Here is an 11,361-nt window from a genome sequence, read left to right as displayed (position 1 = left end):
GCGACGGCGGGCAGATGCCCGCCGTCGATTCGGACTGCACCGCGTTGAAGAGGCCGTTCAACCTCAGAAGTTGTAGCGAACCGAGAGGTACCAGTTGCGTGGCCAGCCGAAATACGCGGTCTGGATGTTGCCGACGCTGGAGAACTCCTGGCCTTCGGTCATGTAGGTCTTGTTGGTCAGGTTGCGCACACCGGCGCGCACCTGCCACGCCCCCTGCGGGGAATCCCATACGCCAAACAAGCCGACCAGCGCATAGGCGCTCTGGCGCAAGTTCGGCCGGTTGTCCACCGACAGCCAGGTTTCGCTGCGGTAAGAAACGTCACCGCCGATGCTCAGGATCGAACCATTGCCCATCTCGAAGCCATGTTGCAGCGCAATCTTGCCGGTGAATTCCGGCGAGAACGGCACATGGTCATGGATGTGCGGGTTATAGTCGGGACGCGTGGGATCGGTGACACGCAAGTCAACGAACTGCCGATAGCGAGCATTCATCCAGCTGAGCTGCCCACTCAGCATGGTGGATTTGCCCAGCAAGGTGCTGCCTTCGATCTCGAAGCCATCGATCGTCATGCGCGCTGCATTGAGCACCGGGAAGGCGAAGGTCGGGACGCCGCCACTCTGCACGACCTCGGACACGCGGGCCTGGAAGTCTCGGTAGTTGCTGTGGAACGCCGTGAGGTTGACCATCGACCGGTGGTCGGCCGATTGCACTTTCAGGCCGACCTCGTAGGTCCACACGAATTCCGGATCGAAAATCGGGTTGTTGGATTCGGCCTGGGAATTCGCGCGTCCGTTGAAGCCGCCGGACTTGAAGCCACGATTGGCGGACACATAGCCCATGACGTTGTCGCTGAACCTGTACTTCAGGCTGACCGACGGCGTGACGGCGCTCCAGCTGTGGCGAATGCCGGGAATCACCGCCTGCGGATCGGCACTGAACGCACCCAGTGGCGGCCCGAAGAAGGCGCTGGTGGTGCGGAAGTAGGACTTGCGGTCGCGCGACCAGCGCACGCCGGCGGCCAGCGACCACGCCTCGGTGATATCCCAGTCGATATTGGCGAACAGCGCCGTACTGGTGGTGCGCAGGTCATCGTCGATGGTACGCAGGAACGTGAATGGGACCCCCTTGTAGCGCAGGAGGTCGTCGGCATAGGCCTCCTGATGCGAGGGCAGGCGCTCATTGAGGTAATAGGCGCCGAGGATCGCCTTGATCGAATCACTGTGGTATTGCAGTTGCAGTTCCTGGCTCCATTGACGCTGATGGAGGCCGACGAACACGTCGCCAAGTTCGTACTGCGACGCATCGATATCGATGTACGACGCGGTATCGAGCTTGCGCCAGGCGGTAATGCTCTTGAGCAACCACGCATCATTGATGTTCCAGTTCATGACCAAGGACACACCCTTGTGGGTCATGTCCTGGCCCTTGTCCGGCCCGAACGAGGTGCGTGCGCGGAAGTTGAACCTGCCGGTGGGTGTCAGCAACAGCACATACGGGCCGTACCCTGGCCACATGTCCACCGCGACCAATGGCGCCGTCGGCCGACCGAGGGTCAGCGCTGCATCCTGGTGGGTGTAGTCGAACGAGATCGTTGCATCGAAGGCATCGCTGGGCCGGAACGCGAACTTGGCACGAAGCGCACGGGTGTCGTCGCCGTTGAAGTGGCGCCCGGTGATGGCATCGCGCACAAAGCCGTTGTTGCTGATCCAAGCACCGGCAATGCTGCCGGCCACGGTGTCGCTGAGTCTTCCACCCACGTAGAAACGGCCTTCGGCGCGGCCGTAGTTACCGAACGTTGCCTCGACGCTGCCCCCTTCGTAATCGAACGGGCTCTTGGTGCTCAGCTTGATCGCGCCGCCGGTCGAGTTCTTGCCGTACAGCGTTCCCTGCGGACCGCGCAAGACTTCGATCTGGTCGATGTCGAACAGCGAGAACATGGCGCCGTTGATGCGTGAGTAGTACACGTCGTCGACATACATGCCCACGCCCGGATCGAAGGTCTGCAGTGCATCCGGCTGGCCGATGCCACGAATGAACACGTTGATGCTGTTGGCCGATCCGCGTCCCTGAACGATATTGAGGTTGGGCACCGATCCCTGGATACCGTCAACGCCGGCCGCCTGCATGTCGCGTAATTGGGTTTCCCCGAACGCGGACACCGCCACCGGCACCTCCTGGATGGGCTCCGCGACTCGGCGCGCGGTAACGGTCACCGTCTCCAACTGGGTCGGCGTGGACGGGGCGGTGGCACTGGGCTTGGCGGTTTGGGGTTGGGCTTGCGTCTGCTCCTGCGCCCCGGGTTGACCCTGCGCAGCAACCGGTTCCACAGCCAATGCCGGCGCACCGACCAGCAATGATGCGACCAGCGCACCCTGGATCGCCATGCTCAATTGCTTGCGTTTCATCTGCCACTCCTGCAGGTAGTCGAGTTGGGACGACGCCTTTGCGCCACCATGGCGAGCACGTTAAGTATTCGTTGGCGCCCGCGACATTGGACGTTCGGGCAATGGGAGTGCGCCCTCGATCACACCCACACTGTCGCCGTTCTCCGACCCTGGATCGACGATGGCCTTCCTGATCGTGTTGGCGGCGCTGTGCTTCCTGATGTTGATGGCCTATCGCGGCCACAGCGTGATCCTGTTTGCGCCGGTGGCCGCGTTGGGTGCGGTGTTGTTGACCGATCCGTCACTGGTCGCGCCGATGTTCACTGGCCTGTTCATGGACAAGATGGTCGGCTTCCTCAAGCTCTACTTCCCGGTGTTCCTGCTCGGTGCACTGTTCGGCAAGGTGATCGAAACCTCGGGCTTCTCCAAGGCAATCGTCGCTTCGACCATCAAGGTGGTCGGCGCGCAACGCGCGATTCTCTCCATCGTGCTGGTGTGTGCGCTGCTGACCTACGGCGGTGTGTCACTGTTCGTGGTGGTGTTTGCGGTCTATCCCTTTGCCGCCGAGTTGTTCCGCCAGGGCCATATCCCGAAGCGCCTGATCCCCGGCACGATTGCGCTGGGCGCCTTCACCTTCACCATGGACGCCCTCCCCGGCACGCCGCAGATCCAGAACATCATCCCCACCACCTTCTTCGGCACCAATACCTGGGCGGCGCCGTGGCTGGGCACGCTGGGTGGCGTGTTCATCCTGATCGCCGGCCTTGCCTATCTCGACTGGCGCCGCCGCGTGGCCGCCCGCAACGGCGAGGGCTACGGCGATCCGGCGGCGTTGATCAACGAGCCGATGCCGTTCACGGACTCGAAACTCGCCAATCCACTGGTCGCCATCCTGCCGCTGCTGGTGGTCGGCGTCGTCAACAAACTCCTGACCCTGTGGATCCCGCAGCACTACGGCGACAGCGCCAGCTTCGTCCCCGCGGTGATCGGCAATCCCGCGCCGGTGGTGCAGGAAATCTCCAAGCTGACCGCCATCTGGGCGGTGGAAGGCGCGCTGCTGCTGGGCATCCTCTGCGTGCTGCTGTGCGCGTGGAAGCCGGTCAGCCGAAGCTTCACCGAAGGCAGCAAATCCGCGATCTCCGGCGCCTTGCTTGCCGGCATGAACACGGCATCCGAATATGGCTTCGGCGCGGTGATCGCCGCCCTGCCCGGCTTCCTCGTGGTGGCGCATGGGCTGGCGGCAATTCCCAACCCCTTGGTCAACGAGGCCGTCACCGTGTCCGCATTGGCGGGCATCACCGGCAGTGCTTCCGGTGGCATGAGCATCGCGCTGGCGGCAATGGCCGAGACCTTCATCGCCAATGCCCAGGCCGCCGGGATTCCGATGGAGGTACTGCACCGGGTGGCCGCGATGGCCTCGGGCGGCATGGATACCCTGCCCCATAACGGCGCCGTCATCACCCTGCTGGCGGTCACCGGGCTGACCCACCGCCAAGCCTACAAGGACATCTTCGCCATCACCTGCATCAAGACGCTGGCGGTGTTCGTGGTGATCGGACTGTATTACGCGTTTTCCATCGTCTGACGCCTTCCCGCCATTGCCACGTGGCTGGAGGCTTGCCAGCCCCCGCGATCATCCGCACCATGCGGCGGATGAGCGAAGCCGAAGACCCGCACATCCTGTCCAAGCGCACCACGCCCACCTGGGAGGTCGAGCTGCTGATTTCCGGCGTGGCGGTGTTCGCCATGCTGCAATTGCCGGGTTGGCTGGACGATGCGATGTTGGCGCTGGCACCGCGGCTGGATGAGACCTGGTTGAACGTCGCTCGGCTGGCCTACGTCTACAGCAAGAGCGCGGCGGTGATCCTGGCGGTGACCTTCGTGCTGCATCTACTCCTGCGCGCACGCTGGATCGCCCTCGTCGGCATGCATTCGATCTACCCGCAAGGCGTGCGCTGGGACAGGCTGGGGATGGGCAAGGTGCAACGCGAGGTGGAGCGCAAGCACGAGGCCCCCACCGAGAAGGTCATCGAACAAGCCGACAATCTCGCGACCACGGTGTTTGCGCTCGGCATCATGCTGGCGATGTTATTGGTGGTCATTTCACTGACGGCAACGCTTCTGACGGGAGTATCGACCCTGGTCGCCGGAATCGTCGGCTATCAAGACAGCGCCTTGCCGATCTTGGCGGTTGTACTCGCAGCATGCTTGGTCCCCTATATCGTTGCCTTGGAATTGGATCGCAGGTTCGGGGCCAAGCTCGCCGCGCACGGGCGCCTGCATACAGTGATCCGCTGGACCTTTGGCCAATATGCAAGGTTCGGTGTGCACTCCGGCAACAACCGGATCCGGGCATTGCTGGCCAGCAATGGCAACAGCAAACGACTCAGCGTTCTGATTTTCGCAATCGTGTTCAGCACGGTGTTTGCGGTCATCATCGCGATCAAACTGGAAGCCGATGGCAAGCCGATTGGGAGCTACAGCTACTTCCCGTTCACTGCTCCGCATGTCGCGGCAAGCGCCCACTACGACGACACCCGCAACCCCGCGCGCGATCCGCTGGTGCCGTTCGTGCAATCGAAAGTGGTCGCTGGCGACTATCTGGCGCTGGTCGTGCCGTATTCGCCGCGCCGCGATGGTGCCAAATTGCAACATGACTGCAGCGCGATCGGGCCAAGCCGCGACGCTGCCCTGCTTGCCTGCCTGGCGCGCCTGCACGCGGTGACGCTCGACGGCAAGCCGGTGGCCGGCCTGCACTACGACATCACCAGCGACGCACGCACCAACCGTCCCGCTCTGCTGGCGATGATCGATGTGCGCGCGCTGGCGCGCGGACGCCATGAACTGCGCATCGCCCATCCACCCCAGGTGGATCGGGAACAGGACGAAGGCGATCCCGGCTACGACAGCATCCCGTTCTGGAAGTGATGCAACGCAAGATCATCCACGTCGACATGGACGCCTTCTACGCGTCGGTGGAACAGCGCGACGATTCCGCATTGCGCGGCAGGCCCGTGGTGGTGGCGTGGAAAGGTGCACGTTCGGTGGTGTGTGCCGCCAGTTACGAAGCACGCACTTTCGGCGTGCGTTCGGCGATGCCGGCGCTGCGCGCGGAGAAACTCTGCCCACAAGCGATCTTCGTGCCGCCGGATTTCACCCGCTACAAGGCGGTGTCGCGGCAGGTGCGCGCGATCTTCGCCCGCCATACCGACCTGATCGAGCCGCTGTCGCTGGACGAGGCCTATCTCGACGTCACCGAGCCGATCCAGGACCTTGGCAGCGCCACCGCCATCGCTTCGGACATCCGCGCCGCGATCCTGCAGGAAACCGAGTTGACCGCCTCGGCCGGCATCGCGCCCAACAAGTTCCTGGCCAAGATCGCCAGCGACTGGAACAAGCCGAACGGCCAGTTCGTGGTGAAGCCTTCGATGGTGGACGCCTTCCTCGCGCCGCTGCCGGTGGGCCGCCTTCCCGGCGTCGGCAAGGTCATGGAAGCGAAGCTTGCTGCGCTCGGGATCGCCACCTGCACGGATCTGCGTGCGTTCGGTGCGCACGCACTGGAAGCCCGCTTCGGTCGCTGGGGCCTGCGCCTGCACGAACTGTCGCACGGCATCGACGAGCATCCGGTGCAGCCGGAACGTCCGACCCTGCAGATTTCCTCGGAAGACACCTTCGCCAGCGACCTGCACCTGTCGGAACTGGAGCAGCACATCCAGCGTCTGGCGGCCGATACCTGGCGCGGCTACGCCAAGGAATGGCAACAGCACCCGGGCCGGATCGCCCGCACCGTGGTGCTCAAGCTCAAGACCGCCGATTTCCGCATCCTCACCCGCAGCCTGACCGCGGACGCGCCACCCACCAGTGAAGACGAACTGGCCCGCATTGCATGCGGCCTGCGGGAACGGGTGGGCCTGCCGCCGACCACCCGCTATCGGCTGGTCGGCGTCGGTCTCTCGGGCTTCGTCGAACCCGATGACAGCCCGTTGCAGGAAGATCTGTTCGACTGAGTGTTGCGTATACCTCCGGATATCGCCGGAAGGCGTCTTTCGCATACGCTAAGCGGATGCATTCATCCACATTCGACGCAGAGGCCACAGCCACTGGCCTGAATCGCCAGCAGATCAAGACACTCACGCTGTCCGCACTCGGCGGAGCGCTGGAGTTCTACGACTTCGTCATCTTCGTCTACTTCGCCACCACCATGGGGGCCTTGTTCTTCCCGGCTGACATGCCGCAATGGCTGAAGCTGGTGCAGACCTTCGGCATCTTCGCGGCGGGCTACCTGGCGCGCCCGTTGGGCGGCATCGTCATGGCGCATTTCGGTGACCTGTCCGGGCGCAAGCGCATGTTCATGCTCAGCATCCTGCTGATGGCCTTGCCAACCCTGCTGATGGGCCTGCTGCCGACCTATGCCCAGGTCGGCGTGCTGGCACCGCTCCTGTTGCTGTTGCTGCGCATCCTGCAGGGCGCGGCGATCGGTGGCGAGGCGCCGGGGGCGTGGGTCTTCGTCAGCGAACACGCTGGCCCGCGCCATCGCAATTTCGCCTGCGGCACGCTGTCGATGGGCCTGCTGGCCGGCATCCTGATCGGCTCGCTGGTCGCCTTGCTGGTCAATGCCTTGTTCGACGATCGGCAAATGCTGGCCTGGGGCTGGCGCCTGCCCTTCCTTGTCGGCGGCCTGTTCGGTCTGCTGGCGATGCGCTTGCGCAGGCAGTTGCACGAAACTCCGGTGTTCGCTGAACTGCAGACGCGACGCGCACTCGCCGAAGAACTTCCACTGAAATCCGTGGTCCGCGATCATCGGGGTGCGGTGATGTTAGCCATGCTGCTGACCTGGCTATTGACCGCCGCGGTGGTGGTGACCCTGCTGATGATGCCCACCTTCCTCCAGGGCCACGGCGTGCCGCGCGGTGCCGCGCTGACCGGCAATGCGCTGGCGGTGCTCGCGGCGATGCTTGCCAATCTTGCCGCCGGGGCGCTGGCAGATCGGCTCGGTGCCGGACGCGTGCTCGCGGTGTGGAGCCTGTGGCTGGGCTTGGTGTTCTGCTGGTTCTATGCCGGTGTGCAAGCCGGCCATTACTCGATCCTTGCCTATGCCCTGGCCGGCAGCGCAATCGGCTTGACCGCGATGGTCCCGGCGATCGCGCTCGCCGACTTCCCGGCGCCCGTGCGCTTTTCCGGGTTGTCGTTTTCCTACAACGTTGCCTACGCGATTGCCGGTGGGCTGACGCCGGTGCTGCTTAGCCTGGCGATGAAAAACAATCCCGATGCGCCGATCCAGTACATCGGCGCGATGGCAGTGCTGGGCGTGGTGTTGGGCCTGTGGGTGGCGCGGCGGGAACGCGTCACATCCAGCGATTGACGCGGTATCACCGACAACTCAGAAATACCGACGCAGGCTCAACTGCAGCTGCACATCCACCTGGCGTGGTGACAGGCCTTCCAGCAGCCGCTGACTGCGCACACTGTCGACGCGCAGCACCTCGCCAGTGATGCGCCATTGCGGATTCGGTCGCCAGTTGAGCGCGACCGTCAGCGCATTGCCATGCTCACTGCGCGGATTGCTCAGGGTGTCCGGCAGTTGATGGACCGTGAACCAGTCGATGCGGACCGCCGGTTGCCACGCCCCGCCCGGATTCCAGCCCAGCAGCAGATAGCCGGCGCTGAACTTGCTGTCCAGATACAGGCCCTCGACCGGCTCGAACGCGGTGTTTCCCGTCATCGCCTGCGACAGCAGCTCGACATCGCCCCACAACCAACGCGCACCCAAGCTCCAAAAGCGCGTTCGCCATGCATACAGGCGATGTCCGGCGTTCCAGGTCCATGCGTCCGGGTCGCCACGGTTGTCATAGCGAAGCAAGGCCAGGCGGCTGCCATCGACGCCATCGCGGGCGATGCCGGCATACCAGCCGATGCGGTGGTCGATTTCCAGGAACGGGTCAAAGGCCATCGGGCTGGCAACGCCCAACCGCGCGGCATAGGCATCCGGCTCGCGCACGCGGGCGAACAGACCCGAGCTGGTATCGCCCAATGCCCAGCCCCGCGCCGCCAGCAATTCCCCGGCAGGATCGTTCATGCCATATGCCGAAGCCACCGCACTCCACGTCGCGGATTCGCCGCGGTGTTCGAGCCGCAACTCGACCCCGGTGCTGCGCAATTCCTCACCGACCCAACTGTTGATCGCCGACGGTGTCAACATCCACGGGCTGGTCCAGCCGACGTCATCGTTCTCCAGCGAGACCGGCGGGAAGAACGCGCCGAGCTTCACCGACCAGCGCCACGCAGTGGTGGACGCCGGACGCCAACGGACACTGGCCTCCAGCACGTCCAGCGGCCGTTGCTGGTCGCTCTGCAGTTGCAGGGTGGCCGACGCCAGCACGCTTGGCGTGACCTGCCACGCAATCAAGGCAGCACCACCGAACGCGGTTTGCGAGTCACCACCGAAGCGGGTCTTGCCGAGGCCACCATCGGTCCAGTCCTGTTGCCGGGCCGGGCCAGCAAGGCGCAGGTCAAGATAGCCTTGGGCCGATACCGATTGCGCACACGCGAGCGATGGCGCGCAGGCCAGCAAGGCACTTGCCAGACGCCATGCGCCGTTCATGCCGATGCTGCCCCATTCGATGCCACCGCAGGCCCCGACCACTGGCCGGCGGCGAGGAACGCTTCGAATGCCGCGCCGTCCATCGGCCTTGCGATCAAATACCCCTGTCCGTGATCGCAACCGAATTCGGCCAGCCCATCCAACCCGGCCTGATCTTCCACGCCTTCGGCGGTAATCCGATAACCGAGGTGATGGCCCAGCTCGACGATCGAACGCACGATCAGACGATCCTCGCGTGATGTACCGAGATGGCGGATGAAGGTCTGGTCGATCTTCAATTCACGCACCGGCAGCCGACGCAGATAGGCAAACGAGGATTGACCCACGCCGAAATCGTCGATCGACAGATCCACACCAAGCTCGGCCAACCGCCGCAGCACCGCGATGGCGGCATCGGGCTTGCCCATGATCGCGCTCTCGGTCACCTCCAGCACGATCCCGCCCGGGTTCACCCGATGGATCGTGAGCAATTCGGAGACGCGCCGCGGCAGTTCGTTGTCGTCCAGATCACGCGCGGAGATATTGAGGGACAGGCGTATGGCGAGCCCGGCGTCCTGCCAGCGTCCGGCTTGGGCAATGCCGGTGGCCAGCACCCAGCGGGTCAGCTTGCGGACGTTGCCGCTTTCTTCCGCCAGCGGCACGAAGGTCGCCGGCGAGACCATGCCCAGCCGTGGGTGCCGCCAACGCACTAGGGCCTCAGCGCAGTCGACGCGTCCGCTGCGCAGGTTCAACTTGGGCTGGTAATGCAATTCCAGACCTTGGTCATGCGCGAGCGCCTCGCGCAGGTCGGCCATCAGCGACAGGCGATCCGGCCGATGCGGATCGGTGGCGGGGTCATACACGGCGACCGGCTCATCCGAGCCGCGGGTGGCGATCAGGGCGACCTCGGCACGGCGCAACAAGTCACCGGCATGGGTGCCATGCGCGGGGGCCAGCGCGATCCCGACCGCCGGTGCCAGATCCAGCGTCAGATCATCCTCGTGATAGGGCTCGGACAGCGCTTCGACGATCCGGAACGCGGTTGCGATCGCCGTCTGCCGGTTGGCGTGAGCGAGAAATACCGAAAACTGGCCGTCGGTCGCGCGCGCGATCTCAGCGCCACGGGCCGGCTCCAGCAGGCTCACGCCGGCCTGACGCATGACCCGATCACACACGTCATGGCCGAGGGTCTTGATGATCTCGGGCAACCGCTCCAGCGCGATCATCAACAGCGCTGCCGGGGTATCAGGCTGGCTCGCCAAGGCGTGGTCGATGCGCACTTCCGTCGCAGCACGATTCGCCAGTCCCGTGACCTGGTCGTGACCGGCCTGATGCAGGATGCGCGCCTCACGCTCGCGGATCGCGTCAGACATGCGTGCAAAGGCCGTCGCCAGTTGTGCAAGTTCGTCACGCCCCCCCGGCTCCGCCGAGGCGATATCGGCAAGTGTGTAATCGCCGGCCGCGATCCGCCCTGCTGCATCCGCCAGTCGCTCCACCGGTCGCGAAATGCCACGCGCGATCAGCCAGGCACCGACCAGGCCCACCAGCAAGCCGAGCAGGCTGATTCCGCCCCAGGCAAAAGCCACCTTGCGATAGGGGCGCAGCGCATCATCCACCGAATAACCCAGCAGGGCAGCGACCGGCGCACTGCCCTCGGAGCGATCCAGCCAGAGTCCTTGCACCACGTATTCACGCCCTGCGACCTCGGCGGTTCGCGGCAGGGTCGGCAGCTGCGCACGCGGCGTCAACAGGGTTCGAGTCAGATCCGCCGGTGCATCACCATGCGCCAGCAACTGCCAGCGCCCATCACCGCCACGACTTGCCAACTCGACCTGGCGCGGCAAGGTCGATTGCCCTTGCAACTGCACCAGCAGGCGATTGTCGAGCGGAAGGACGGCGGCAACGAAGCCGACCAGGTTGGGCGCAAATACCGGCACCACCACCATCCATTGCGCGCCGCCCTGCCAGGCCACCACCGCCGAAGCGGGTTGATCGAGCGCATGATCGATCAGGTCCGGATAGGGAAAACGCGCGCCTGCGGCAACTGTTCCCGCGGTATCCGCCTGCACCCTGCCCTCGGCATCGATGGCGAACATCTGCCGCGCACCCACGCGGCGGCCGTGATTGCGCAAGGCCGACAACAAGGTGGCCTCGTCGTGCTGGGCAAAGGCGGAGCGCAGCGCGTAATCCAGCGCCAGCAAGTTGACGCTGTCGGCGACCCGCCGCGACACATCGGTCAATTGCTTCGAAAACGCGGCCGAGGCCACCTGCAATTGCCGCTGTCCCTCTTCGATCAATTGCTGGCGCGCAACCTGGTAGACCAGCAAGGCAGTCAGCCCCTGCACGATCACCAGGACCGCGACGAAGAAGGACGCCAGCCGCAGGCGGAATCCCAT

7 protein-coding genes are annotated in these 11,361 nt (G+C 64.6%); 4 read left to right on the top strand and 3 right to left on the bottom strand.

The genetic code is table 11. The features are described from left to right. Positions 1-63: 63 nt before the first annotated feature. Positions 64-2,406 carry a TonB-dependent receptor gene (locus IT472_RS05775; protein ID WP_297179704.1) on the bottom strand — a complete coding sequence of 781 codons (2,343 nt, stop codon included), beginning with the start codon at positions 2,404-2,406 and terminating at the stop codon, positions 64-66. A gap of 160 nt (positions 2,407-2,566) precedes the next feature. Here IT472_RS05775 and IT472_RS05770 point away from each other — a divergent pair, with 160 nt between their 5' ends. The 4 genes from IT472_RS05770 to IT472_RS05755 all read left to right on the top strand — a co-directional run bounded on the left by IT472_RS05770 (position 2,567) and on the right by IT472_RS05755 (position 7,747). Beyond that, positions 2,567-3,970, top strand: a complete 1,404-nt coding sequence (locus IT472_RS05770; protein WP_297179702.1) for a GntP family permease — start codon at positions 2,567-2,569, stop codon at positions 3,968-3,970. Positions 3,971-4,038: 68 nt separating this feature from the next. Further along, positions 4,039-5,313, top strand: coding sequence for a hypothetical protein (locus IT472_RS05765; protein WP_297179699.1), 1,275 nt, complete (start codon positions 4,039-4,041; stop codon positions 5,311-5,313). After that, complete coding sequence (gene dinB / locus IT472_RS05760) at positions 5,313-6,392, top strand: DNA polymerase IV (RefSeq protein WP_297179697.1); 1,080 nt, start codon at positions 5,313-5,315, stop codon at positions 6,390-6,392. Before IT472_RS05765 ends, dinB begins: the two co-directional genes overlap by 1 nt. 56 nt (positions 6,393-6,448) lie before the next feature. After that, positions 6,449-7,747, top strand: a complete 1,299-nt coding sequence (locus tag IT472_RS05755; protein WP_297179693.1) for an MFS transporter — start codon at positions 6,449-6,451, stop codon at positions 7,745-7,747. A gap of 18 nt (positions 7,748-7,765) precedes the next feature. Here IT472_RS05755 and IT472_RS05750 read toward each other — a convergent pair whose 3' ends face one another. Together IT472_RS05750 and IT472_RS05745 are read right to left on the bottom strand one after the other, a co-directional pair. After that, positions 7,766-8,986: a hypothetical protein gene (locus tag IT472_RS05750; protein WP_297179690.1), complete on the bottom strand. Its 1,221-nt coding sequence runs from the start codon at positions 8,984-8,986 to the stop codon at positions 7,766-7,768. Then, positions 8,983-11,361: an EAL domain-containing protein gene (locus IT472_RS05745; protein WP_297179687.1), complete on the bottom strand. Its 2,379-nt coding sequence runs from the start codon at positions 11,359-11,361 to the stop codon at positions 8,983-8,985. Before IT472_RS05745 ends, IT472_RS05750 begins: the two co-directional genes overlap by 4 nt.

Source organism: Thermomonas sp. (assembly GCF_020850895.1).
Classification (GTDB): Bacteria; Pseudomonadota; Gammaproteobacteria; order Xanthomonadales; family Xanthomonadaceae; genus Thermomonas.
The sequence above is the reverse complement of the archived record's forward strand: the minus strand, read 5'-3'. Positions and strand labels throughout refer to the sequence as shown.

Excerpts from the sequence above, each read along its gene's own strand:
- IT472_RS05775 (WP_297179704.1), bottom strand. The coding sequence starts at position 2,406 with ATGAAACGCAAGCAATTGAGCATGGCGATCCAGGGTGCGCTGGTCGCA.
- IT472_RS05770 (WP_297179702.1), top strand. The coding sequence starts at position 2,567 with ATGGCCTTCCTGATCGTGTTGGCGGCGCTGTGCTTCCTGATGTTGATG.
- IT472_RS05750 (WP_297179690.1), bottom strand. The coding sequence starts at position 8,986 with ATGAACGGCGCATGGCGTCTGGCAAGTGCCTTGCTGGCCTGCGCGCCA.
- IT472_RS05745 (WP_297179687.1), bottom strand. The coding sequence starts at position 11,361 with ATGGGATTCCGCCTGCGGCTGGCGTCCTTCTTCGTCGCGGTCCTGGTG.
- IT472_RS05755 (WP_297179693.1), top strand. The coding sequence starts at position 6,449 with ATGCATTCATCCACATTCGACGCAGAGGCCACAGCCACTGGCCTGAAT.
- IT472_RS05765 (WP_297179699.1), top strand. The coding sequence starts at position 4,039 with ATGAGCGAAGCCGAAGACCCGCACATCCTGTCCAAGCGCACCACGCCC.
- dinB (WP_297179697.1), top strand. The coding sequence starts at position 5,313 with ATGCAACGCAAGATCATCCACGTCGACATGGACGCCTTCTACGCGTCG.